Consider the following 25662-nt stretch of genomic DNA (forward strand, 5'->3'; position numbering starts at 1 on the left):
ATGTAAAGATAAAGCATTCAGTTACGACATTGTGGCAAACACCAGTTCGCCTCCAAAAGGAGAAGCGGGTTGAAAAAGTACTCCATCAGGGATTGAGAAAGGCGAGTTCCTCCACCGCCCAATCCCCGATTAACCGCACTTCCGGCTCCAGGCGAATATGCCTATTCTTCCAGGCGGTTTCAACGGCAAGGCGGATAAGGCTCAACACATCATCTGCAGTGGCATTCTCCTGGTTGATAAAGATATTACCATGAAATGGCGCAATGGCAGCACCACCGGCAACCCGCCCCCGCAAACCAAGTTCATCGATGATTTGGCCGGTCGGTGCTCCGAAATCACGATTGTTTTTAAAAAGAGAGCCTGCGGAGGGAGCGGTGAAATGCCCTTTTTCCATCCTGTCCGCCAGATTCTCCTCCATGGCTTTACGCAACGAGGATCGATCAGCCTCCTGCAACTGCAGGCTCACTTCCCAGATGCAACTTTTCATCTTTTGAAAAGGAGATTGTTTATAGCCGAACAGTTCCGGATCATTATCGATTGTCTCGCACTGAAAACTGCTTGTAATTACAGCAGCCTGCCTGAGCACATCTGAGATTGAGCTGCCGTAGCAACGGGCATTCATCCATGCCGCACCACCAATGGTGCCGGGCATGCCGTAAATAAACTCAATACCACCCAGGCTGTGCTTTTCAGCAGCCTCACAGACGCTCTCGACTGTGGCTCCAGCCTGGACAGTGAGGACATCACCAGTAAAAGAAATCTTATCTAAACATCTCGTAGAGATAACCACACCGCGAATGCCCCGGTCGGAAACCAGAATATTGGTTCCCCCGCCCAGCAGAAAGTACGGCAGGTCGTTTTTATGAACCATCTGCAAACAGGCCAGCAGCTCCTCGTATGTGCGAGGCTCCAGAAACAGGTCCGCAGGCCCGCCAATCTTGAAAGAGGTGTGTTTGGCCATCGGCTCGTCATAACACACTACCTCACTCGGTAGTTCGCTACAATCGGCCAGCCCGATACATTTATGCTGCTGCATTCTGGTCATAACTGCTCTATTCTGCCGGTGCCTGCGTCTGTTGCAGGCATATTTTCTACGCGCAATACCGACCCGGTATCATTTACGGTGTCAGGTTTGTGCGCCAAGTCCTTTGATATATTCCTGAACCGTCTTTTGCAGCACGGTTTCAGCCAGCTGGGCACAATGGAGATGGGTCTCAGGTAACTGACCTGTTATCTCCATTATATCCATCATGTTGATTTTCTTAAGCTCAGCAACGTGTTTTCCACTTGAGAGCATGGCCGCCGCCTCGACACACTGGTTGGAAACCGAACAACCGTCGGTCCAATGCCGGGTCTGAATGACTTTATCGCCACCAAACCGTAAGGCCAGTTCCATGGTATCACCACAGTTTCCAGTAATTCTGGATACTGCGTCGGCATCCTTCATAGGCGGATTGGCCCAATAATGAAAACCAAACCAGCAAAGCCCAAGTAATAACAACACCCCAAAAGCCAGCGCTATTCCTGTAAGTTCCATACCTTAATTACCCTTATCTCCATGCAATAGCTTAGACACGCATCCCAGGCACAACATTACAAGCGGGGTCATCCTACCCAGAGTCAGGCAAAAACCAAAGGGGATTTTTTAACGAAGACCGCTTTTTTTAATGACTTAGTTGTCGTTTATAAGCAAACTGTTTTCCTCTATACCGCAGTACACCACACTCTACCAGAAAGATATTACGGCTATTTTCCAGACACTTTCCATCATAGGCAAAAATTACGATTTGCATCGTTTTTCAAAGACAGCTTCACCTTTTTTCAAGCACGGCATTGCCATACTTACGGATCAGATTCCTCAGCTGGTCATAACTCAGGGACAACTTTGCGGCCGCCTTCCGCTGATTGAAACGGCAAACATCAAGCGCTTCACGAATCATGGCAATTTCGAGTTCCCGCACAGCCTCTTTAAGTGGTTTATCCAAACTCGCTTTTGCCCCTTCTGAGACTGCCTCCCGGCGATGCTCCCGGCGTTTCTCAACCTGGTAATCGGGTGTCTGCTGCACATCTTCCGGCGATGACTCAACCGGGGAGGTAAATGGTGAAGAAAAAGGATTAAACACCACATCTTCGATTTTTTCGTCATCAGCAGAATAGACCGCACGCTCCACTACATTTTTCAATTCCCTGATATTCCCAGGCCAGCTATAGCTCTCCATGGCTTCGATCGTCTCAAGGCTGAACTCCGGTACCTCTTCCCTGGACAGTTCATAAGCCATTCGCGCGGCAAAATGGTTTGCCAGCAACATGATATCCTCATCCCTTACCCGTAGCGGAGGCACAAAAAGCACTTCAAAGGAAAGACGATCCAACAGGTCCGATTTGAACTTGCCCTGCCTGGCCAGAGCCGGGAGATCTGCGTTGGTCGCCCCCACTATACGCACATCCACTTCAATCGGTCTGGTTGAACCTACCCGCTCAAAGGAACCGTACTCCACTACCCGCAGAATTTTTTCCTGTACTTCAACCGGCAGCAGACCTATCTCATCAAGGAAGAGCGTACCACCGTCAGCCGCCTCAAAACGCCCTGTCCGCCTACTCTCTGCACCTGTGAATGCGCCCTTTTCGTAACCAAAAAGTTCAGATTCGATCAGGGTCGGGGTAAGCGCTGCACAATTTAAAGTAACAAACGGTCCGGACCAGCGGCTGGAAAGAAAGTGTAATCTGCGGGAGGCGAGTTCCTTGCCCGTTCCCCTCTCGCCAATAAGCAGTACAGGTCTATCGACAGCCGCAACGCGGGAGACGCGTTCCTGGAAATGGAGAAACTGTTCAGACTGACCCAGTGCATCGGCTGGAGCCTGAGCTGCGGAATCAACACTTCTCAGATATTGCTCTTCTCTCTTCTTTTCGGAATATTCAGACATGGCGCATCATACCAACTATCAGTTGATTAATCCACTTATTGGCATACCGTACCGCATGCCATTTCCCGATCAAGCGGGCAATTCCCTGCAATTACGGTCCATTTCTATAATACACCATTTTGGCACGTTTTCTGCTTTAACAGATATACATCAAGTGTGGATGAGTAACAGACGTAACGGACACCGCCAACAGAGTTCAACACACATAGAACAAACAACAGGAGGCCATAATGGGCATTTTCACTCGATTTAGCGATATAGTAAGCTCCAACATCAACTCAATGCTGGATAAGGCTGAAGACCCTGAAAAAATGATTAAAATGATGATCAGGGAAATGGAAGACACGCTGGTTGAATTAAAATCATCCTGCGCCGGAGTGATTGCCGAGCGCAAAAAACTGAATCGAAAACTCGAAGAAATGCAGTCCAGAGAGAGACTCTGGGGCGAAAGGGCAGAACTTGCCGTTGACAAAGGCAGAGACGATCTTGCCCGTGAAGCACTCATCGAAAAGCGTCGTTTTGCCGAACTGGTCGAAGCTCTAGGGGCTGAGATTTCAGACCATGGTGGACTGATCGACCAATACCGTGAAGACATCGGTGAGCTTGAAGAGCGACTCAACTCAGCCAAAGAGAAGAAGCGGATGCTCATCCAGCGACACAAGCGGGCAAATGGCAAGAAGCGCGCCCAGGAGGATATTCGCAGAATGGACAGCGTCGAGACCATGGCACGTTTTGAAGGCCTTGAGCGCCGCATTGACCAGATGGAAGCAGAGGCAGATATGGTGAACTTTGGCAAAAAACCCACTCTTGACGAGCAGTTCGACGACCTCAAATCCGACGATGACATCGAGAACGAACTTGCCAAGATGAAGGCTGCCAAATACACTGCTGAGAAAAAGTCTGACGAGTAATCAGATCCTATGCCGGATGGACAATTCGTGATCAGCGAAGGCCCATTCATAAAGCTAGCTCAGGGAATTACCCACCATGACCTCAGTAATAATTGTAGCCATTATCTTCGGTTCGCTCCTTACCTTTGCAGCCCTTGTCTGCGGAACTATTCTGACTATTGTCAAAACCCGTAGATCAGGACTCTCCGGCAGCTCAAGGGCAGCACAAAATGAAGAGGCAAAAATGATTCAGGAAATCTACCACGGCCTCTCCAAGATGGAACAAAGAATCGACACCCTGGAAACTATCCTGATGGAACGTCAGAAAAAATAGAGGAACAACGAATGAAGAGAAATAAAAGAGGAATTTACCGCTCGCGAAACGGCGTATTGGTCGGTGTATGCCGGGGCCTGGCAGAGTCTTTCGACCTGTCAGTCTTCTGGGTACGAATCGCCATGGTGATCGTCTTTTTGCTGAGCGGTTTCTGGCCTGTAATCGGCATCTATATCGTGGCGGCCCTCTTAATGAAACCGGAGCCTGTCCGCCCCATAGAAAACGAGGAAGAACAGGAGTTTTACGATAGCTACACCTATTCTCCCCAAAATGCCGCCCAGCGCATCAGGCGCAAGTACGAAAATCTTGAGCGACGGATTCGGCGCATGGAAGATAAAGTTACCGGTCGTGATTACGAGTGGGAACAAAAGTTCAACTCCTAAACCATATTTACATCTACGAATTAAACGGTTGCAGCATAGCACATGCGGCGACCGTTTTTTTATTGCACCGAGCGGGCTGGTGTTGTTTTTCGAAAGATCTTCGCTATGGTAAAGACAGCATATAGAATTTTCTCATTACCCTGAAGCTCAGCTTCACAAAGCAAGCCATGAGGCTATAAGGGCTTAAAGGAAATCAGATAAAAATGTAACCGTCACCATCAATCTGACAGAATATCCATGACAATGACCACTGGCAGCGCCATATTTACTGACCTTGACGGCACCCTCCTCAACTCGAGCCAGCAGGTGAGCGGTGCCAGTCTCGACTGCCTGCACATGCTGGGCAAAGCTGGAATTGTAAGGGTAATCGCCACTGGCCGTTCCTACTTGTCGTTCAGGCGTGTTATTCCCAGCGACTTTCCCGCCGATTACCTCATATTCTCCACCGGAGCCGGAATCCTTGACCTTGCCAATGGCGAACTGCTACACAGCCATTATCTTAATCGCTCTGATATAGAACAAATTACTTCCACCCTGGAACACTACGACACCGACTATATGGTACATGAACCGGTGCCTGATAATCACTGTTTCACCTTCAGGAAGACAAATTCTGCAAACATCGATTTTACCAACCGTATCTCGCTCTATCGTAATTATGCCTCCGATTTTTCAAGCTCAGGGCACTACCCCGAACAGAGCGCCCAGATAATCGCCGTACTGGACGATGACCCCTCAAGTTTCCAACGTATCAGCAAAAAACTGAATGGTTATCAGGTCACCCGTACCACCTCCCCCCTGGACCACCGTTCAATCTGGATGGAAATCTATCCTGAAAATGTCCATAAAGGCAGCGGGGCCGCCTGGCTTTGCCAACACCTCGATATCGACTACCGTAAAACAACAGGTATCGGCAATGATTATAATGACATAGATCTGCTCGACTTCACTCAGGTGAGTTACCTGCTCGCAAATGCACCCCCAGAACTCCACGGCAGATACAATCTTGTCCCGGCAAACGATGAAGGTGGCTTCTGTCATGCTGTCCGGGATATCCTCAAGCGCACCTCCAGCTCATAAGAACCAGCTGTCCCAGTCTATTCCTCCGGCACGATTGCACCACCATGACATGGTTGAATTTCATTAATTCCGGCCTCATACCTTGATTTTATTGCCCGTTTTCGACATGCTAACATAAAAGGTGTACACTTCAACCCAAGGGGAACCATGAACAGGCGAATACAATCGGTTGCTGTACTTGGTCTTGGCAAGATCGGTTTTCTGGTCGCAGAACTTCTCAATATCTCGGGCTTCTCTGTCACCGGGGCAGACATTACTCCCCAGAAAGGCAAGCCTTTCAAGACGGTTGAAATCGACGTCACCAACCCCGGGGAGCTAGCCGGCTTAGTCTGCTCCCACGATGCTGTTGTCTCCTGCCTTCCATACACCTTCAACCTCACCATAGCCTCCATCGCACACGAGAACGGTATTCATTATTTCGATCTCACAGAAGATGTGCCCACCACCAGGGCCATTATCGAGATGAGTAAGAATAGCACATCAATAATGGCGCCGCAGTGCGGGTTGGCTCCTGGTTTTATCGGCATCGTTGGGGCTTCCCTTGCGGCAGACTTTGACAAAATCCGCTCGATCAAGCTCCGGGTAGGTGCTCTGCCACAACATCCCACCGGCCTGCTTGGTTATGCCTTCAACTGGTCTCCGGAAGGTGTTGTCAATGAGTACCTCAATGACTGTGAGGTCATTGAAGATGGCACACACAAGTGGGTCTCCCCAATGGAATGGTTGGAACAGCTGGTGATCAACGGGGTTCCCCTCGAAGCCTTCACCACATCAGGTGGACTTGGCACAATGTGTCAAAGCTTTCTCGGCAGAGTTGAAAATCTCGATTACAAATCGGTTCGCTACCCCGGCCACTGCCAGCTGATGAACTTCTTTTTCCATGAGCTCCTGATGCGGGAACAACGCGAGCTGGCCGGCAGAATTCTCACCAATGCCAAGCCCAGTGTCAATGACGATGTGGTCTATATTCACGCCACCGCTGAGGGCTGGAAAAAGGAACGCCTCTTTCGTGATGAATTCGTCAGAAGCTTCTATCCTATAGCGGTAAACGGCACGACCTGCAGAGCCATCGCCTGGACCACTGCAGCGTCTGTCTGCTCGGTAGTGGAACTGGTCGCCAACGGCAGCCTGCCGGCTACCGGTTTTCTCAAACAGGAAGAAATACCACTTCAAAAATTCCTGCAGACACAGAATGGCAAGCTCTACGGGAACCTTGAATGAAGCAAAACAGGTAACAGCTGCCAAGGCAACCCTGACGAAAGCAGCGTTGGTGGATGAAGCATACTGATTTGTTCAATATTTTATACCCGACAAAGAATTTGGCATTTTCCTAACACCATAAACACACCGTGGCTGTGGATTGCTTTTTCTCATCTGTTTCAGTAGCATAAGCTCAATCCCTTATCATGCAAGGGTTGATGACTACAGCCCATGGCAACATGTGACTCGTTCACGTTGCCTCATTTTGCGTATACAATTTTTTTTACCGGAAGAAATCAAAGAAATTCAGTTTAATAGCCTTAATTGGATGGGCCAATAGAAAAAACACGAAAAATTAGGCTTGTATTTTTGTTCTGAGTTTCGTATCACAGTGTGTTATATCGCACCACCTGACAGGGCAATTTTCTGTACGTTGCAGTTCCTACAAGTTGAAAAGGTTTAACCAGCTGCAGTACCCCAGCTGCACTTCCCGGCAGTCCCTGGACATCTGTTCTCCCCGGGTTTACTTCTTTTAGGATTCTTCGTGAAATGTAATTTCCTTGTTATAACGAATGGAGTTTATCCCTCGTTATTACTACTATTTCTTGCAAAAAAAGGAGTTCAGTATGAGTCAGGCAAAAGATGGAGATAATGTAAGTGTTCACTACACCGGTAAACGCCATGACGGAAGCGTCTTTGATTCTTCCGTCGACACTGAACCAGTCGTTTTCACCCTGGGTGAAGGCCAGCTGATCGATGGTTTCGAAGAAGCCATCATGGGCATGGCAATCGGTGAGAGAAAAACCGTTACCATTCCACCTGTTAAAGCTTATGGTGAACGCCAGGAGGAATGGGTTGTCAGCGTCCCAAAAGCTGAGTTCCCTGAAAGTATAGAGCCATCTGTTGGTATGGAACTTCATCTCACCGATGAAGATGATCAGGATATCGAAGTTCTTGTCAAAGAGGTAACAGAGGATGCCATAATCCTTGATGGTAATCCGCCACTTGCTGGCGAGACCCTTACCTTTGATCTTGAGTTGGTGGCCATAGCATAAGCCACTCGCTCAACTGGAAGGTATTGCAATTCGCTGCTGGCATCCACTCGGTCTGCCGGCAGCGGAGGGCTGCTTTTATATAGGTAATACCTCAGACCAACCACCCACGCCTTACCCTCTCCCAGACTCCTTTCCACCCACCTCTCATCTCCGGATAAAATGCTCACGCAAAATTCGGGCTATGCAGTTTTCGTAAAAATAGACTACACTGTGCCCTGAACTCAGCTGATTTACGTGAGTTTCAGCATCCCCCATGATGCATTTATTCAGATAATCATCTGATATAGATAAAAATTACACACGAAAGCTCGTTCCAATAACAAGGAATTTTTATTGAGTACCACTAGAGATCAAGCAATGCACCACCACGCATATAGCCTTAATTCTGAATTTGTTGATGAGTTGTTGCAGAGAATGCACCAGCTGACTGGCTCCTCTGCGCCCTCCCGGTTCCCTGGAAATGTCTCCCAGCAACCCGGAACTATCCCTACTACAGAACAATTGGCCAGCCTGCTTGATGGTGCATTCTGGACCAGTTTTTCCCTGGATGAAGGGAATGTTGTTACGATCTCCATATTATTCATGCCCGCTGAAAAATCGCACGATACCTTTCTTTTCGATAGACCGATTCTATTTGATGTGAAAAACCTGGTCAAACTCGGTGCAGCGCTCGAAAACCCTCGTGCCGATATCGGGGTGTGGCCGGACGAGAACGGATTACTCAAGATCTGGGGCTTCAAAACCAGAAACAATGATTTACTCATCGCGCAGCTATGGATACAAGTTCTTGGTCCCGGGCGGGTATTGACAACCTTTAACGGCAAAAGTATTGGTTCTCTCATATCCAATACTTCGGTCTTTATCGATCATTCCAACATGATGAAGACCGTCTTGCCCAAACTTGACAGCAGCGACACGGGTGACCAGGGTCAAACCTTGAAAATGCTGCGATACACCTCTTTGCTCAACACTGCTCGCGCCATGCGTAATCATAGCCGGGGAGGTACCCTGCTGGTCGTGCCAAACTCAGACGATTGGCGCCTGTCGATCAGTGCACCGATACCATACACCGGTGGCGCCAGCTTTCTGGAAAGCGATTACGATGTAGCAGTTAAGCCAACCCTCCTTGCTCCTATCACCGATTTTTTCTCCGGATTAATCAAAACCAAGGAAGACAACAAGCGCGACAAGCTGGTCAAAATGAGAACCCAGGTTGACCAGCAATGTAGACATATTGCCCGACTGACCGCTGTCGATGGTGCCCTGGTAATGACCTTTGATCGCTTCGTGTTCTGCTTTGGAGCTAAAATTATTCCCAGGGAAGGGCAGGAGGTGTCCTCGACTATTCGTGTTATCAAACCGGTGGAGGGAGATTCAGCGACAACAGTCGGTCTCGCCGATATCGGTGGAACACGGCACCAGTCTGCCGCACTCTTTGCCCAGGCCCAGCCTGGGGCGGTAGCAGTTGTTGTCTCGCAGGACGGCGACATCACCATCTTCACTACAGATGATGAGAGTGGCGAGGTAATAGCCATCCAGCAGGCGGAACTTCTCGTTCTCCATGAAGGGCTGGGTGCAACATTCTGGAATTTCACTGAAAACCGTCGTGACCCAGAAGAATAGCTCTTTAAGGTTTCCCAGACATTCCAAGCGGTACTGCCTTCCCTGTCTCCCCGGAGCGCAGTTACCACTGCCCACATCCCTGCCAGCTCTGCAGCAACACCAGCGCCGCCATCACGCCAAAGGCACTGCCACCAACCGACTCCTGATTTGACAGTTCCCCAGCCTATACCTAAATTCACCTTGAGTTAACTGAACACTCCTAACCGTCAATAGTTCTTATCACCCACCGTACTTTTATTATCACAGGGGGTTAATAATGCGTTGGAGAAGCAGCCGCAGGAGCAGTAATATTGAAGACAAAAGAGGTTTCCGGGCCTCTAAAAGAGTTAAAGGCGGTGGCATCGGTATTCTCTTGCTTGCCCTGGTGGCTCTCTATTTCGGTGTCGACCCGGCACTCATTCTGCAACAGGGGGCTCAACTCACCGGCGAGACTACAATGGAAAAGACTGATTATCAGCCAACACCGCAAGAACAGGAGTTAGCCGATTTCGTTTCTGTGGTACTGGCGGATACTGAGGACACCTGGCAGAAGATCTTTTCTGCAGGTGATGCAAGCTATGCGGAACCAAAGCTGGTGCTGTTTTCAGGCCAGGTTCAATCTGCCTGCGGTTTCGCCCAGGCTGCCATGGGTCCCTTTTACTGTCCCGGAGATCAAAAAGTCTATATCGACCTCAGCTTTTATCAGGATTTGAAAAATAGTCTGGGAGCCCCCGGGGATTTTGCCCAGGCTTATGTAATTGCCCATGAAGTCGGTCACCATGTTCAAAACCTGCTGGGCATCAGTGATCAAGTTCACCAGATGCGGCAACAACTCTCCGAGACTGAATACAATCAGCTTTCGGTACGAATCGAATTACAGGCAGACTGCTTCTCTGGCATCTGGACTAATCACGCCAACGAGGCTCGGCAGATTCTTGAGCAGGGAGATATTGAGGAAGCCCTGAACGCGGCCTCGGCCATTGGAGACGACCGCCTCCAGAAACAGGCCCGCGGCTACGTAACTCCTGATTCATTTACCCACGGTTCCTCTGAACAACGGGTGCGCTGGTTCAAGACCGGCCTTAAAAGTGGAGACCTGCAGAGTTGCGACACGTTTTCAGCCCAGAGCCTGTAGGCCCCTTAAGCCGGTGTCAACAACAGCCCGGCGTTGATGCCACCGAATCCTGAATTACAGGTTAACACCGACGGGTAGAGTAACGGCAGAGGTTTGAGCCCAGACAGTCGCAGACAGGTCTCCTCCGGTTCCTTAAGGCCTACCGTGGGTGGTAGAAGCTGGTGCTTGAGGCTCTTTACACTGAGCATGGCCTCGATAATACCGGCGGCAGCAAGGCTGTGGCCCAGGCTACCCTTCACAGAGCAGAGAGGTATTGTATTCTCCGTCAGCCGCCCAAACGCCACTAACTCCATGGCATCATTATACACAGTCGCTGTGCCGTGACCGTTGATACCACCAATCTTTACCACACACTGGTTGGTAATCTGCTCCAGAAGTCTGCCGAGTCCGCTTCCATTTCGGCATGGAGCCGTGATATGGGTGGCATCGCAACTCATACCCCAATTTTCCATACATGCCAGGCGTTCTTCATCATCCCCCAAAACCTCTTCAGCCGCCAGCAGAGCCCACCCGGCGCCATCGGCAAGAGCAAGCCCTGAACGCTCTTTGTCATAGGGTTTCGGCAACTCCTGTGAGAGTCCCTTCAAACTTGCAAAGCCTGATACCACAAACTCCGACAGCAGATCAAAACCAATAACGAGTGCCCGGTCGCATTTCCCGGACTGAATTGCCATTGCCCCCTGAATCATTGCCACCAGGCTGGACACACATGCTGCACTCACTGTTTTGACTTCACCACAAATCCCCAACCGTTGTGCAAGGGATTCGGCAATCTGCCAGGGTTGCCCTTCAGCAGCCTCAGTCTCTAGCGATAATTCATCTACTGCGGCTTTGGTCGTGGCACAAAACAGGGCGGTTGACGAAGGTATCTTCGGCATTTGCTCTACCAGATGAGAAAATAAACTCTCCTGCCTTCCAAGACTGCCAACGTCCCCTTCCAACCCTTCAATAAAGCCGAGGGGAAAGTTCATTCCTCCTGCGCCTAAGCCCTGAACACGAAGTCCGCTCCTGCCAGCGAGCAATCCCTGCCATGTACTGTCAAGATCCCCCAGGGGAGTCAGAATATTTCCTGCCGTGATAACTGTCTTGCGCATTATCTATGCCACTCCCCTGCCTGCCAGCGATCGCGAAATTCTTTGATCCACTCCGGAACTATTAGTAACATTTCACCACGAGTATCGGTGAGCAGTTGCACGGTATAGCCCTTGGCCGTTGTTTGCCCCTCATCATTGATCAACCTGTACGAAAAGTTCAGACGAGCTGAATCTGTCCAGTGTAAAGCCGCTTCGATGGTGAACAGTTCGTCAAACCGCAGGGGCAGTAAATAATCCAGATGCATCTGTACTACCGGGGCGGCTGTCTGATGTTGAATAAACGCCTGGTATGACAAACCGTACTTGTCACCAAAAGCAATTCGTCCATCTTCGAGATAACTTGGATACCTCCCATGCCAGACCATCCTCAGGGTATCCACCTCTTCAAAACGCACCCGGCGCTCAATACTCGCTACCAGAGTCGATGGAGCTGTCGTATCCACCGGAAAATAACTTTTTTTTGATCGCATATTCTTTTTTAAAACGTTGCCTCGTTTAGCGCAGGATAAACACAGATATCCTGCAAAACAGCTCCTAAATCGCGCTGGAGGTTACTGAAACCTCTTTCTCCGCCAGCTCACCCTGACCGGTAGCCAGAACCTCACCCAGCTCATTTTTAAGTGAAAATTCGAACGACCACACGTTGGGATCCTGCTCATTCCTGAGCATCCGCAAATGAATGGAGATACGCTCTTCAGGCCTGACCACGCCACGAAATTTGGTCTTCCTGTAACGTATCGGATGAACCTCACACAGCAACAGCAATTCCGCCAGGCATCGCACCGCCGCTATCTGCACCATCGCTGGCAAAATGGGCATTCCCGGAAAATGTCCCTTAAATCCGGAAAAATCCCTCTCAAAGCAAAAGAGGCCCTCCGCCTGCACTTCGTGCTCATCCTGCTTTATTATGGAGCAGTTCTGACAGGAATTACGGATCGACTCATACAGGTTTTCAAAACTACCACTCATCACTCTGCCTATTCTATTCTGCTGAAACTGATTAGTACGCCAAGCCAGGGCTGTGCATACTCAGCACTCTGCCACCGACCTTCGGAATCAAAATTATCCAGCGCATGCCATCTCGTGACAAGGCCGGTTGTCAATTTTCGTTGCCACTGCAATTGCCCTGTCTGTTCTTTGCACAACCTGCTGAACCCTGTTGCTGAACATGGAAGCGTTTCCGGTTCCTGTAAAAAGGTTCTACCAACAGATACCGCCAAAAATTTCGGCAGGTGAGAGTCTGAAAAATTGCCACGGGCATACTGAATTGTATAGCTCAATTGCTCATCGACGTCTCCCTCAAGCAACTTCACCCCCGTTGCATCCAAAAGTACAAAATGCATACCATGGCCATTCTGCTTTATTGCGAGCAATCCTGAATACTTTGAATCGCCCCACCGCTCTATGCGCATATTTGTCAGCAAGGCGCCACTGCCGCCAGTAAGCGCGAGATCCTGACGCGGCACAACCTTCCCCATAGAGCAGCCACCGAGTACAACAGCTAATAAGATAATAAGGAGTAATCGCATGTGTTGTTAATCAGTTGCGGCGACTCCCGGTCCGCCATTTTTTTCAGGGGCAGCCAGCTGGTAACTGACCAGGAGCGCAACCGGACACGCTACACCTATTCCGACCAACACGGTGATTCCCAGCGAAGAAAGCGCCGGATGACTCGCAAATGCCAGGACGCCAAACCCGATCAATGAACTCGCCGCACAAATCGTAACCGCGAGGTATGCTGATTCAGCAGTTTGGCTGAGGCGGGCACAGACAACAAAAATACCATAATCAACGGCTAAGCCGATGACCAGTATCCCCATGATGAGATGCATCATGTTCAGTTCCTGCCCCGTAAGCCGGCAAAATAGCGACATAGCAGCCAACGCCGAGACCACAGGTGCCAGCACAGCAACAATTGCCCGTAGATTTCTGAACTGCACTGCCACCAGCAACACCACCAGACATCCGGCAATGGCTGAAAGTACCACGATATCAGTCTTCAACATCCGCTCAGCTTCGGACCGCCAGATGGGATTGGCCAATACCGCCACATCGGGGTTTTCCGTCGCCAGAAGTCGCAGCCACTGCTGACTTTCCTCAGTGAAGGACACTATGGTGAGAACACGTGTATCATCGCCCTTATCCCCACCACGAATCATGCTGCCTGCCATTGAACCAAGCACAGTGCCTTCGAGCTTTTCAGCTGTAAAGATACCGGGATTGCCACCAAGACTTTGCAAAAATGGTTGAAAAGCCCTGTCTGAAAACCCATAACCGGATGAGGCATGGCTGAAATCCTTGGGAAATGATTCGCCTCTTTCCTGCCAGAATGCCTGCCAGGCAGTAAGGTTTTGCCTCTGCTGCTGTGGGCCGGGCAGGATAGCTGCCAAGGTCTGATGAATTTCTATTCCATGCTCATCAAGAAAGTGAAAAACACGATCATTAGTATCGACAGCCTGGTCCAGGTTCGCACCGGAACTTACAAGAAATGCCTGCTCACCTCCTCCACCCCAGACATTGGAAAAGTGGCGCTCTGAAACAATGATTTCATCATTTGGCACATCAAGGGAACGGAGATCCGCGTTGTAGTTCAGCATTGGCCAACTGAATACTCCGCAAACGATCAACCCCGCCCAGAGAACAAGAATTATTCTACCGCCATTGGTCCCCGGGAGCCGTTGAAGGTATTCGGGTAACAGAGTGCCTTGCATCGAGGATGCAGTCTTTTCTTCACCTTGGCCAAAATTGACAACGGTTGGAATAAGCAACCAGGCAAAACCCACCGCAAAGACAACGCCTGAAATTGCCAAAGTCGCCATCTGCCGATGGGATGGCACATCTGAGAACAGCAACACACAGAGCACTGCCAACGTTGTCATGGTCGCGAAAATCATGGGCCTGCGTATGGCACGCATCGCCTCAGCCCTGTTTTTGCCTTCACGGAGCGCGAGAAAGAGATGGACTGAGAAATCCACGGCTATCCCCAATATCACAATGCCAAATCCAAGAGCCATTCCGCTTATGCTGCCATATATGCCCGAAGTAATGGCAATAGCCGGGGGCGCACCGAGAAATGGTACCGCAAAGACCACCAGTATCCTGATGTCGCGCAGCACCCCGCCAAGCAACACAACAAGCAGGAAAGACGCGGCAGGCAGGAGTACCCGCAAATCATGTTTTATTGATCTGCTGTTTGCCAGAGTGTGCGGCAAAGTACCAATTATTTCAGCCTTGATACCAGGAAGCAATACCTCCGCTAAAATGGTATTGAGTTTTTTCTGAATCGCTTCGGCGTTACCGGAGTCGGTGAGTTTCTTCTGACTCTCGGCCAGCACCAGAAAGTTCTTCTGGTCGGGACTTACCAGGAAACCATCATCGAGCTGCATCGAGTAACCTGAACGAAAGTTCTGCAGTTTACGGAGCAAAACCGGCATTAATCCCAAAGGATCGGCTGCAATCAGGTCTTTCATTCCCATTCCTGCGGGCGTGTTCAGCAGCAGGAAATTGTTCTTTAAAGCCTCTTGAATGGCCTCAGGTGTAATTTTATCAGCTACTGTCTGATAATCATCGTCGGTCAGCAGAACCGGCAAATAGGGCTGCAGTGTCTGGTAGAGTTGCTGCTGATACCCATCCGGAAAGCGATAGAGCACATTGCCGAAGTCATCATCTGCGGTCAACCGTTCCCCTAAAGACGAGACGCTGCTCTTCAATGCAGCGCCGGCAAGCTGCGGTGAGGCAAAGCGGCCAGGCTCTGCCGAAAAGGTGATAAAGATCCTGTCGACAAGACCTATCGTCTGGAGAAGTTCCACGTCATGACGAACCTGGCCGTCAGGCAGCAGATCCAGTGCATCATCCCGCACGGAAAGCTGCAGTGCATACCAGCAGGCAGCAAACACCACCGACAGAACCAGCAGCCACCGGGTACAGCGCGAACCTTTAGTCATTGCTGCCGCCACTGCCTGCCCTGCTGAGGTCGTTTAAACCTGCACTGCATTCGTTGAAGTACTCATCCGGCAGATCGCTGTTTAACAGGGGTTCAAGAAAAACCATTCTGGTTGTATCATTGCCCCCCTCATAAATCTCAACCTGCTGAGGCTGCAGAGTGTCCGGCTCGAAACTGATCTTCACCCCTTTCAGGTACTCCGCTTCTTTTTTATCTTTCGGGGCCACCCCAAGAGTGGCTGGCGGCTCATAGGTAAGATTATAGCGGTCGGACATCTGCTGGTAATTCCCGCCCATCCAGTACCACAGCTGTTCTGCAACCAGGCGCATGACGGGATCGGTCTTCAGGGAAAAATATTCAGGTGCGGCCTGGTCGCTGCACCGAAGCCCCTTGTCACCATTAAATATCAGCACAGATGGTACAGGCTGAACAAACTCCCAGCGGAGCTTATCAGGCCGGATAATCGCCAGCCGACCGGAAAATTGTACCGGTGTGTCGAACATGGCCAGATGTTTTTCCTGGGTAAATTCGCTGTAAAATGAGGTGACCCCATCAGATGCGGCCTGCACGCGATTCAGAAAATCCTGCATCTCAGCAGACTGTGCCGCCTTGCCGTAACCAGCCGACGCTAGTACAAAAATAGCCGCAAGAAATAGTTGCAACGTGCCGGTCCTTATCCCTGTTACCATATCTCCCCCGCTGTCATGGTTCAGGATTTTCCCAAACCTTGATCTTACCCTCCGCCACAAGCTCTTCTCCATGGAAAATACGGCCTTGAATAATAGTTAAGGCGTCAAATTCGAAAACTTTCTCCACCCGGGCAACCAGACGATCAAAGATATTGCCGACAGCTGTCACCGTAAAACTGTCAATCCCCACCAGCATGCCGTCTTTCATTTTCTTTCCCTCACATCTGGCATCATAGCCGTTGGCGAGGGCAGCTGTCTGGGCAATGATTTCAACATACACTTCAGGGAGAATCTCAACACCTGCAGGAGTGCGATGAAAACAGATCGCCTCCTCGTCAAGCTTCACTGAAGCAACGGCTATATCATCGTAACGCTCGGTCAACTCGTCCACAAAGACCATGGGAGGCCTGTGTGGTAGAATCTCCAGAGCCGGAACCGGCAAGCTTAAGGTACTCATTACATGTACATCCCGCCGTTAACGCTCAACACCTGGCCTGTCATGTAACTGGCCTCGTCACTCAGCAGGAAGCGTACAACCCCTGACACCTCTTCAACCGTTCCGACCCGGCCCATGGGAATCATCGGCAGGATCTTATCAAGCGGCAGGTCGTCAATCATTTCAGTCTCAATCAGGCCCGGTGAAACCACATTCACCAGAATATTTCTTCGGGCGAGTTCCCTGGCCAGGGCTTTTGAGGCACCTATCAATCCTGCCTTTGCCGCAGAGTAGTTCACCTGGCCAGCCTGCCCTGTTTCTCCGGAGATGGAAGCGAGCGAGATAATGCGTCCCTGACGTTTGGGAAGCATGGCTTTGGAAAAAAGCCGGCCGAGAATAAAAAATGAGTTCAGATGCACATCAATCACATCCCTCCACTCGTCGGTGCGCATGAGCGGCAACAGGGTATCCCGGGTAATGCCTGCATTGTGCACCATACCGAATGGCACATGCTCATCAAGCAGCGGTTCCAGTACTTTCCGGGCTGCGGCATCATCAGCGACATCAAAGGGCAGGAGACGGCAGACCCGCCCAAGTTCTTCAATCTCCGCCTGGACTTCCCTGGCTTTTTCTTCTGAACTCCTGTAATTCAACCAGATGTCAAAACCTTCAGCGGCCAGTCTGCGCGCAATCCCGGCGCCGATACCACGGCTTGCACCGCTGATAAATACAGTTTTCGTTTCCTTGGCCATACTCACTGCTCCCTTTCTTCAAGTCTAATACTGGTTGTTACTACGTCCGGATTATGAACAAAATTCGAGTTCAACCGTGGTGTGCTCCGATTCAAGTGATATCACTTTCCCGGCAACAGCACTTCCGTCGTCTCGCATCAATGAACTCAAGGTGATCGCTGCTCCGAGCGGGTCTCTGATCTCGAGGACGTCTTCGGCCAGGCTCAGCCTTTCGACAATGCGCAGTCGATTCGCCGCATCAATCTCGTCGTCACCTTTTAGTTGCTGCTGACTGCTTACCCTCTTCAGCACGATCCCGTCATCCGCTCCGGCAGCTGCTTTCAACAACCAGCAGACCACCCCCGGTTGCCACTCAGCATCTTCCGGACAATGTGTTTTTCGGGCATCATGCAGTAAACGGCTGTAGGTTTCGATCTGCAATACCAGACAACAGTCAAGACTACCGCCTTCAACTGCCTGGATGCCCTGCTCAAGTGACCTTATAAAGGGCAAATTGAAATCAGTCATTGTCAGAGCACAGCCTTTAATGCCAAAGACACTGGCAAGATATCCGGCTGCTCCATTAAAGACCGAGTGAGAAAAGAGGATCGGCGAAACCGGCTGGTCGCTCACGACCTGGTCGAGCACATCAAAATTTGTCTGCATGGGCCCGAAAGCCGAGCCGAGAAAAAGGCCAATCCGCTCTTTTGCCACTTCTGTTGCCGCCGCCTGCTGCAACACGTTGTGCCCGGCGACCACTGCCAGACGAATGAAATCATCCGCCCTGCGCAATTGCCTTGAAAGCTCGACCGGAACAGTCAGCTCATCCAGGTTCGACACAAACACTTCTGCTACCCGCACCGTCATAGCCCTGCCCCTTCTATCACCAAAACACTGTTTGAACCACCAAACGCCAGAGACTGGCTGATACCAATCCGGCCATGCAGATCTGCCGTTTCAGCTTGGGCCAGAACCCGGACAGCCAGGTCAGCTTCCTGCTCACTGCAACCTACCGTGCCGTTGGTCTTCCCGACGTTCAGGGCCATCAGGGTAAAGACAGCCTCAATGCCACCAGCAGCACCAAGGGTATGACCGGTGGCACCTTTGGTCGAAACGACAGGAGTTCGTTCTGCATCAAAACCCATTTCGCTTATGGCATTTGTCTCTGCTCTGTCATTGGCCAGTGTACCGGTGCCATGGGCATTTATAAGGGCAATGCCGGCCGGGTCGCACCCGGCATCTTTGAGAGCCAGTGCCAATGCCCGCTGCAGTCCTTCGCCTTGCGGATGAGGCGCGGTTGGGTGATGTGCATCACCCGCAGTACCATACCCCCTGACCCAGCCAAGCGGATCATTCCCCGCGGCCTCGGCTTCACGTTGCAGCACAAATACACCTGCCCCCTCTCCCAGATTCAGCCCCTGACGGTCCTTATCAAATGGGGTACAGCTGGTATCGGCCACCAGCATCAGGCTGCGGAAACCATTACAGGCAATGCGGGAAAGTTCATCCACACCGCCGGCAATGGCGATATCGCAAAGATCATTCTCGAGCCAGCTTTTGGCAACACCGATCGCATCGGTCCCTGAGGCACAGGCATTGGTGATAACCATTCGCGGCCCGCGTACCCCCAGAACACGCTGAATCCTCTCTGCTAAATTAGCATTGAGATAGGTTACAAGCGCCGTGGAGTCCGGTTCCCGTTGTTCTTTCCAGTCAATGTAATAGCGCTCGTTATGAAAGGTACAGCCCACCGTGGTTCCCAGGGCAATGCCAACTCTTTTACCTGCCAACCTGTCGAGACTCACGCCAGCTTCAAGCAATGCCTCTTCGATGGCCGTCAAGGCAAGTCGAATGGTGCGGTTGCTGCTGTTATCCGCCTTCAAGGCCAGTCCCTGCCACATAGAGCCGGAACCATCCCGGCCCGTGGAAACCAGAAAACAGGGCGCAGTAAAAGGAGCAGTGAAATATTCCTCAGCCACCTGGACATTCCGTACTTTGGATTGTTGCAGGTGGGCAAATGCCTCCCTGCAACCATTTCCGACTGCGGCGATACAGCCTGTGCCACTTATTACAACTGACGAAGTACTCATGATGTATTTATTACCGTTTTACATTTACTACTTTGCCCTTCAAGGCAACATTGACCATCATCGAACCAACCAGACAGCTATACTCCGTCGCACTTGATTCAGCCTGGTTCTTAATATTGGACTGAAGATCAATTACGGCATTTCCGCCCTCTTGTATCGCCCTTTTTTCAAACACCTTCAAGGCCGAGGCAAGAGCATGGGCACAAGCACCATCCTTTGCCTTACCTAATCCGTTGGTTCGTTTACTCGTTTTAAACTCACCATACGAATGCTGCACTTTGGGATGTTTCTGACCAGCCCAGTAAAACAGCACATCACCGTTTAAAACTTCCTGAACGGAGGAACTGCTCCTGGCACTCTCAATGGAGAATTTTTTCTTCACATCACCCGCCAGAGCGCATGTGGCACTCAGGGTGAGCAGAGCGGCAACTCCGGCTACAGCAATCTTCTGTCTCAACATTGTTTTCTCCCTTCATTTTTGATTGAATACAAGGTATTAACACGCAAATTACAGCACAGCCTTTTCCAGAAACATCCTGGTACTATTCATTTAGTTCTTGTGTTCGGTTATATACGCAGCCAGGGTTTCAACGGACTCGAACGCCTTTCGCCCTTCATCCATATCCGCTATCTGCACACCGAAATGCTTCTGAATCACCACCACCAGCTCTACGGCATCAAGGGAATCCAAACCAAGACCATCACCAAACAGGGGATCTTTGTCACCGATATCGGCAGGAGTCACACCCTGGATTTTGAGTTCGTCGATGATGATTGTTTTGAGCTGCTGTTTCATGTCTTCCATTCTTTTCACCTGATAATTAACTATTATTGCTTCCAAAAATTATAAAAATTGTACCACTGGAAAGGGTATCGCTTAAGATACTTCTCCAAAGACTTCGCGTACCTGGATGCACACTCCTTGAGCATTGGCTGTCTCTCATCCCTGGTTGCATACTCGGGATAAAAATGATCCCACACTTTGATCTGGTAAGATCTGACGCCCGTTTTCGCTGAAAGTACCACCACCACCGGGGCGGCTGACGCTGCCGCCAGCACATAGGCAGCATCGGGCAAACGTACTTTTGCTCCAAGAAAATCGACCTCTGTGCTGGAACCTTTTACATACCTGTCGGCCATAATGGTGACAATCTCTCCCCGCGAAAGAGCGGCCGCCGCATCTATCATGCCACCAAAGTCATCATCCACTGAGATTATTTCAAAAGGAGGAGTAGTCCCCTGCAAATCAAAATAATGTTTGGCCACCAGCTGCTGGTCGTATTGCATCATTGCATGGACCTTGGCGCCCAGATCACCAAGGTTGGCAAACGCTGTCTGCCAGTTACCCACATGGGCGGTGATCATCACCACCCCCTTACCTTCAGTAATCAGCTTCGAAAGGGTCTCAAGCCCTTCAAATGTTCCATCAAAATTCACCCTGGGGTTCACACCAAGCCAACCACGATCCACCAGTATGGAGCCGAACGCGTAGACATTTCTGAAAACATGGCTGAAATATTTCCACCCTGGCTCACCCGGAAAACGATGCTTGAGGTACACCGTAATTGTCTTATTGATTTTACGGCTGAACACCACATAACATAAAATCACCGGTACCAGCAGTATCCGTGCTGCTATGAGTCCATACGGGCCAAAAATCCGCATGATCATATAGAAAAACCAATGCCCCAGTGCTTCAAGTTTTTGCAGAAGATGCTTCAGTGCCAAAACCCTACCCCACTGTCTCGATTGGTCTGTCGACCATCTTGCGCGAAAACCAGTAGACAATCGTCCCGCCTGCCACTCCAAGGATCGGCCCGACGAGCATTGAGCCAATCAACCACTCAAAAAGTCGCTGGTGAATCTCCAGAGTCCAGCGTTCCCAGGAAAGATCGAGCAGGAAAGTACCCGTTCGCATAAAATATCCAACCTCGATGCACAGAGCAGGAACCACCGGCGGCATACAGAACTGGCTGGCTGCCACCGCGGCTATCTTGTTGAGACGAAACCGATAGGTCACATAAATGATCGCGATGGTGTGACAGGCGATCAATGGCAGCGCTCCCAAAAACAGACCGAACCAGACCGCAACCGCCAGCCAGAAAGGCGAAGCGCTCTCCTGGCAGAGATTTTTCAATGTCTGCCACGGATTTTTCACATCGATCACTTTGGGGCCTGGCTCTTCTTCTTTCACCAGTCGTTTATGCTGAAAGGGCAATAGCCTTCGTACGACAAGTCTGGTGTGTAACATTGACAGTCGCCAGTTATCCCGCAATTTGTCAAAATGACTTACTCTCTCATCCCGCGTGGGATAATGGACTGAAACCGGAACCGATCTGACGGCCACTCCGCCCCAGACAAGTTTCACCAACGCCTCAATCTCAAAATCGTACCGGCTACAGGAGAGTTCGAGGTCCAGCAACTCCTGAACCGGGTAGACCCGCATACCGCTCTGGGTGTCATTGAGTTCTTCCCCACACTCCAGTCGCACCCAGAAGTTGGAAAATTTCTTACCGAAATGACTGGAACCCGGTACCGTGTCCTGGATCATGGCGCGATCACCGATTACCACCGCAGGCCAGCGCCCTTCATGAGCAGAATCTATGAGCTGTATCGCATCGGCAGGGTCGTGCTGCCCATCTGCATCCATGGTGCAGATCGCGTCGTAGCCGTGCTCTGCCGCATAGGCTATCGCCGCCATGATTGCCGCACCTTTCCCTCTGTTTTCATCAAACCTGAGGCTGTGACATTGCAGGTGAGCGACATTTTTCAGGCCGCCATCTTCACTGCCATCATCGACGACAAGAACCGGGTAGCCTGTGATCAGGGCCTTTTCAACCACGGCACCAATAGTCGCTCCATGATTGTACAGCGGGATAACCAGAAGCATTTGCAGATCATTTTCATATTTCATAGATCAATCGCCTCCAGCTGCACTATATCAGCAGCTCCCATAACGGCCCGACTTTACCTATTTTATGTAACATCGCGATGCGATCATAGAACTGATGGCATGGATAAATCCGATCCATTCTAGTTGCGAATGAAGCCATGATTTTCGTCTCTATTTCCTGCCGTGTCACTTCCGGTGAGTAATAGAATACGGGCTTCAGCAGGGACTGATCCGCCGCTACCACCCCTTCGGCAATGGCCCGGTCACAAATCGCGGTACCCGGCAATATGCGAATACCGATGAAGGCAAAAACCACTGACTTATCCAGCTGTTCTATGTGCTTCAACCCCTCGTCTACAGTGGCACGTGTCTCGCCCGGGCCTCCGAACATGATGAAGTGCGCGCAGGGGATCTCTTCGGCAATCACATTCTCATGGACTTTCAGAACATCACCGTAGCTGAACCCCTTGCCGAAGCCGGCCAGGGTTGTATCGGTTGCGCCATCGGTTCCCAGCTCAACTGCCGCAAGCCCCGCTCTTTTCAAAAGTCGTAAATCTTCACGGGAGATATTCTCAGGCCGGAAAAAAGCACACCAGGGAATTGAAATCTCACGGCGTATCAGAGTTTCGGCTATCTCAAGATACTTCCCTGCAGGGTCATTAAAGACACTGTCCGCAAAAAAGAGATACTTGGCACCATGATCTCTATTGAGCCTGACCATCTCCTCGACGACTTCTTCCGGGTCACGATACCGGATCTTCCGCCCCTCGATGGTAGGGTATGAACAATAGCTGCAGCTATAGGGACAACCACGCTTCGACTGCAAATTGAGCATGCCGCCATGATTGGTGTAATACTGAGCGGTGGCGATTCCAGGCTCGGCCCTGGTGGCAAAGCTCTCCAGGCGTGGGGCCTTCAGGATCTTCTCCTGGGGAGAGCGCCCGGCAGCAATCTCCGTAGCCAGCCAGACCATCACCTCTTCACCCTCGCCAACCACCCCGTAATCTGCTTCTAAAAGATCCATCAGTCGCTCCGGCATGATGGAAAAGGCTGGTCCACCAAGAACGATCCTGGTGTTCAGGGTCTGCCGTATCAGGCCAACCAACTCAACCACGCCATCCAGATACTCATCGGGAGAAGCACTATCCACTGTATCCAGATTGCGAATCGAGACTCCGACCAGATCGAACTGCTGCTCCTGCAACAGTTCAACAAAGCCGGCCATCCCACCGTCGCCAAGCAGGTCAAAATGGCGGGCCGAATGGCCATGTCTGTTTAAAGCCGCCACCACATAGGCCGCGCCAAGTGGAAAAACAGGGTACGGTGTCACCACCTGATTGGAAGAGACAATGAGACACCGGGCCTGGGCTTTCGAACTTAGTTCTTCAGCCATTTCCTATCTCCGGACAGCTTGGGTGACTGATAGGTTCCATCAGCCATTTCCTTTCTCACAAGATCAGTGAAAAGTCGTGCCATCCTGAGGGATTGAGGAACATCGCGATAGAATTCCCGCCAAGCGTATGCATACATCTCCTGCAAGGTTTCCGGGCTCATATTCTTCGGCTGATAGACAACCTCGGCGGTGGTATAACGGCTCCAGTCCCGATGGAGAATACGCCCCTCTTTCTCATAGGTGGCGGTCACCGGTGTATGGGGAAACGGTGTGAGAATAGAAAATTCCGACATGTCCACATCGATCTCAATCAGAAAATCAACAAGACGCTTGATGTAATCGGCATCCTGGTTATCGGTGCCAAGCAGAACAGCAGCTTCCACTCCGATACCGTGATCCTTGAGTCGTTTAACCCGTTCACGAATAACATCCGAAGTATCGAAAACTGCCTGGTACACATACCAGCATCCTGCCTCAGCCGCTTTCGCTATGACATCTTCCTCATCCAGAATTGGGTGGGAAATCCACTTCTTTTTCAGTGGCTTCAGAGCCTCAAAAAGCTCCATGACCCACTTTTTATCCTGGGCCAGGGAGTTATCCACCAGAAACAGTCGATTGTTATCAATACCCTCAATCTCCGCTACCACCTGCTCGATCGGCCGTGGCCTGAACTGCCTGCCGCCAAGATAGGCAGTAGCGCAGGGAAAACAGTTGAATCGACAGCCACGTGAGGCGTGGACCAGATCGACCATACGCACGCCCCGATAGACATAGCGCTCTTGATTGAGAATGGAGCGGCGGGCGGGCCCGACACTTTCTATTGGTGGAAAATCATGGAAATAATCATACTTTGGCGCCAGTCGCTCATTTTCCAGATCTTCTAGTACGCCGGCAAGTCTGCCGTCTTCGGCCTCGCCAAGAAAGATAGAATCGACGAAGGTCGCAACCTCCTCGGCATGCAGCATGGTGGAAATTCCACCGGCAATCACCGGAACCCCCAACGACCTGAATTTATCTGCTATCTCACGACCTCGCGGCAATTGGCAGGTAAGCATCATCGAAAGCAGGACCACATCGGCAGAAGCGGAAAAGTCCAGCTCATCAACATTTTCATCAATAAAAGTAACACTATACTTTTCAGGAATTGCTGCAGCGACACAAACCGGACCGTGTGGAGGCAGATGGAATTCAGTCTGCTCAGGTATTTTGTTCCACTTCGGATAAACAAGGATTATGGAGGGCATTCTATTGTACCAGAGTTAGGGTTGCAAAAATCTCCTCTCGCTGATCGCCGTCATCGCATACGATCCGGTGATCAAATTCACAGGCAAGCATGAAATCGAGATCATTCTGCATGGCAAGGAGCATCCGTGCCTCATCTGTGGCGCATACAAGGGGAGTTTCAATATCAAAAAGGGCATATACAGGGCCAGTTAGCCCAAACATAACAGCAACTTCAGCTAAAGGAGTGTTCGGGAGGGTATAACCGAACAGGGCCGGACTGGCCAAACCCGGCCCGGCGCTCATGGTTTCGATAAATGCCTGGTCCGTATGCAGTGAACCCCATCGGGTTCCACCTATCAGACCGACATTTCTGCCAAGATCACAAAGACGCTGACCCGGCTCAAGCACATTGCTTCCAAACAGTTGACGGGCGCATTCAACAATCAACAGCCGGCTAAGCGGTGTCATGCGGCCCCAACGGCTGGGCAACCCTCCCAAAAAGGTGTTTGCGGCAGCAAAGGCCTCATCGGCAATAAGCTCTATAGGTGATATTTCGTCAGACATAA

At 50.7% G+C, this 25662-nt stretch carries 28 protein-coding genes; 8 read left to right on the plus strand and 20 right to left on the minus strand.

Annotated features, from left to right (window positions below; genetic code table 11):
• Positions 1–85: 85 nt before the first annotated feature.
• From murB to pspF, 3 genes are all read right to left on the minus strand, one after another.
• Positions 86–1045, minus strand: a complete 960-nt coding sequence (gene murB, locus FCL45_RS22920; RefSeq protein ID WP_136795671.1) for a UDP-N-acetylmuramate dehydrogenase — start codon at positions 1043–1045, stop codon at positions 86–88.
• Between the two features lie 81 nt (positions 1046–1126).
• Positions 1127–1537 (minus strand): iron-sulfur cluster assembly scaffold protein, encoded by a 411-nt coding sequence (locus tag FCL45_RS22925; RefSeq protein ID WP_136795672.1) that lies wholly within the window; start codon positions 1535–1537, stop codon positions 1127–1129.
• A gap of 274 nt (positions 1538–1811) precedes the next feature.
• Complete coding sequence (gene pspF, locus FCL45_RS22930; protein ID WP_136795673.1) at positions 1812–2924, minus strand: phage shock protein operon transcriptional activator; 1113 nt, start codon at positions 2922–2924, stop codon at positions 1812–1814.
• Between the two features lie 230 nt (positions 2925–3154).
• On the opposite strand from pspF, the gene pspA reads away from it, so the two are divergent.
• The 8 genes from pspA to ypfJ all read left to right on the plus strand — a co-directional run bounded on the left by pspA (position 3155) and on the right by ypfJ (position 10603).
• Entirely contained in the window at positions 3155–3835 is a 681-nt protein-coding gene (pspA, locus tag FCL45_RS22935; RefSeq protein WP_136795674.1) for a phage shock protein PspA, read from the plus strand.
• 76 nt (positions 3836–3911) lie between these two features.
• Complete coding sequence (locus tag FCL45_RS22940; protein ID WP_176360086.1) at positions 3912–4148, plus strand: phage-shock protein; 237 nt, start codon at positions 3912–3914, stop codon at positions 4146–4148.
• A gap of 11 nt (positions 4149–4159) precedes the next feature.
• Positions 4160–4531 (plus strand): envelope stress response membrane protein PspC, encoded by a 372-nt coding sequence (gene pspC / locus FCL45_RS22945; RefSeq protein ID WP_136795675.1) that lies wholly within the window; start codon positions 4160–4162, stop codon positions 4529–4531.
• Positions 4532–4768: 237 nt separating this feature from the next.
• Entirely contained in the window at positions 4769–5611 is an 843-nt protein-coding gene (locus FCL45_RS22950; RefSeq protein WP_136795676.1) for an HAD family hydrolase, read from the plus strand.
• Positions 5612–5758: 147 nt separating this feature from the next.
• A complete protein-coding gene (locus FCL45_RS22955; protein WP_136795677.1) occupies positions 5759–6832 on the plus strand; it encodes a saccharopine dehydrogenase family protein in 1074 nt (357 codons plus the stop codon).
• Between the two features lie 605 nt (positions 6833–7437).
• Entirely contained in the window at positions 7438–7866 is a 429-nt protein-coding gene (locus FCL45_RS22960) for an FKBP-type peptidyl-prolyl cis-trans isomerase (RefSeq protein ID WP_136795678.1), read from the plus strand.
• Between the two features lie 333 nt (positions 7867–8199).
• Complete coding sequence (locus FCL45_RS22965) at positions 8200–9489, plus strand: putative sensor domain DACNV-containing protein (protein ID WP_136795679.1); 1290 nt, start codon at positions 8200–8202, stop codon at positions 9487–9489.
• Positions 9490–9745: 256 nt separating this feature from the next.
• Positions 9746–10603, plus strand: a complete 858-nt coding sequence (gene ypfJ / locus FCL45_RS22970; protein ID WP_136795680.1) for a KPN_02809 family neutral zinc metallopeptidase — start codon at positions 9746–9748, stop codon at positions 10601–10603.
• 5 nt (positions 10604–10608) lie between these two features.
• Here the strand turns inward: ypfJ and FCL45_RS22975 are convergent, their stop codons facing one another.
• The 17 genes from FCL45_RS22975 to FCL45_RS23055 all read right to left on the minus strand — a co-directional run bounded on the left by FCL45_RS22975 (position 10609) and on the right by FCL45_RS23055 (position 25660).
• Entirely contained in the window at positions 10609–11697 is a 1089-nt protein-coding gene (locus FCL45_RS22975) for a beta-ketoacyl synthase N-terminal-like domain-containing protein (RefSeq protein ID WP_136795681.1), read from the minus strand.
• Positions 11697–12167, minus strand: a complete 471-nt coding sequence (locus FCL45_RS22980) for an acyl-CoA thioesterase (protein ID WP_136795682.1) — start codon at positions 12165–12167, stop codon at positions 11697–11699. Before FCL45_RS22980 ends, FCL45_RS22975 begins: the two co-directional genes overlap by 1 nt.
• Positions 12168–12231: 64 nt before the next feature.
• Complete coding sequence (locus FCL45_RS22985; protein ID WP_136795683.1) at positions 12232–12666, minus strand: ApeI family dehydratase; 435 nt, start codon at positions 12664–12666, stop codon at positions 12232–12234.
• 8 nt (positions 12667–12674) lie between these two features.
• A complete protein-coding gene (locus tag FCL45_RS22990) occupies positions 12675–13175 on the minus strand; it encodes a hypothetical protein (RefSeq protein WP_136795684.1) in 501 nt (166 codons plus the stop codon).
• A gap of 57 nt (positions 13176–13232) precedes the next feature.
• Entirely contained in the window at positions 13233–15641 is a 2409-nt protein-coding gene (locus tag FCL45_RS22995; RefSeq protein WP_136795685.1) for an MMPL family transporter, read from the minus strand.
• Positions 15634–16329, minus strand: coding sequence for a LolA family protein (locus tag FCL45_RS23000; protein ID WP_167495639.1), 696 nt, complete (start codon positions 16327–16329; stop codon positions 15634–15636). The genes FCL45_RS22995 and FCL45_RS23000 overlap by 8 nt, the downstream gene beginning before the upstream one ends.
• Positions 16330–16342: 13 nt before the next feature.
• Positions 16343–16786, minus strand: a complete 444-nt coding sequence (locus FCL45_RS23005) for a hotdog family protein (RefSeq protein ID WP_136795687.1) — start codon at positions 16784–16786, stop codon at positions 16343–16345.
• Complete coding sequence (fabG, locus tag FCL45_RS23010) at positions 16786–17517, minus strand: 3-oxoacyl-ACP reductase FabG (RefSeq protein WP_136795688.1); 732 nt, start codon at positions 17515–17517, stop codon at positions 16786–16788. Before fabG ends, FCL45_RS23005 begins: the two co-directional genes overlap by 1 nt.
• Positions 17518–17568: 51 nt before the next feature.
• Positions 17569–18363, minus strand: a complete 795-nt coding sequence (locus tag FCL45_RS23015) for a beta-ketoacyl synthase N-terminal-like domain-containing protein (RefSeq protein ID WP_136795689.1) — start codon at positions 18361–18363, stop codon at positions 17569–17571.
• A complete protein-coding gene (locus tag FCL45_RS23020) occupies positions 18360–19586 on the minus strand; it encodes a beta-ketoacyl-[acyl-carrier-protein] synthase family protein (protein ID WP_136795690.1) in 1227 nt (408 codons plus the stop codon). Before FCL45_RS23020 ends, FCL45_RS23015 begins: the two co-directional genes overlap by 4 nt.
• A gap of 10 nt (positions 19587–19596) precedes the next feature.
• Positions 19597–20046, minus strand: coding sequence for a hypothetical protein (locus FCL45_RS23025; protein ID WP_136795691.1), 450 nt, complete (start codon positions 20044–20046; stop codon positions 19597–19599).
• A 90-nt stretch (positions 20047–20136) separates the two neighbouring features.
• On the minus strand, positions 20137–20391 hold the full coding sequence (locus FCL45_RS23030; RefSeq protein WP_136795692.1) for a phosphopantetheine-binding protein: 255 nt from the start codon (positions 20389–20391) through the stop codon (positions 20137–20139).
• 23 nt (positions 20392–20414) lie between these two features.
• Positions 20415–21314, minus strand: a complete 900-nt coding sequence (locus tag FCL45_RS23035) for a lysophospholipid acyltransferase family protein (protein WP_228721402.1) — start codon at positions 21312–21314, stop codon at positions 20415–20417.
• Between the two features lie 4 nt (positions 21315–21318).
• Positions 21319–22500, minus strand: a complete 1182-nt coding sequence (locus FCL45_RS23040; protein ID WP_136795693.1) for a DUF2062 domain-containing protein — start codon at positions 22498–22500, stop codon at positions 21319–21321.
• A gap of 22 nt (positions 22501–22522) precedes the next feature.
• The gene (locus tag FCL45_RS23045; RefSeq protein WP_136795694.1) at positions 22523–23872 is read right to left on the minus strand and encodes a lipid biosynthesis B12-binding/radical SAM protein; all 1350 of its coding nucleotides are present in this window, start codon (positions 23870–23872) and stop codon (positions 22523–22525) included.
• Positions 23857–25116, minus strand: a complete 1260-nt coding sequence (locus tag FCL45_RS23050) for a B12-binding domain-containing radical SAM protein (protein WP_136795695.1) — start codon at positions 25114–25116, stop codon at positions 23857–23859. The genes FCL45_RS23045 and FCL45_RS23050 overlap by 16 nt, the downstream gene beginning before the upstream one ends.
• A 1-nt stretch (position 25117) precedes the next feature.
• Entirely contained in the window at positions 25118–25660 is a 543-nt protein-coding gene (locus FCL45_RS23055) for a beta-ketoacyl synthase N-terminal-like domain-containing protein (RefSeq protein ID WP_136795696.1), read from the minus strand.
• Positions 25661–25662 lie beyond the last annotated feature (2 nt).

Source organism: Desulfosediminicola ganghwensis (assembly GCF_005116675.2).
Taxonomy (GTDB): Bacteria; Desulfobacterota; Desulfobulbia; order Desulfobulbales; family Desulfocapsaceae; genus Desulfopila; species Desulfopila ganghwensis.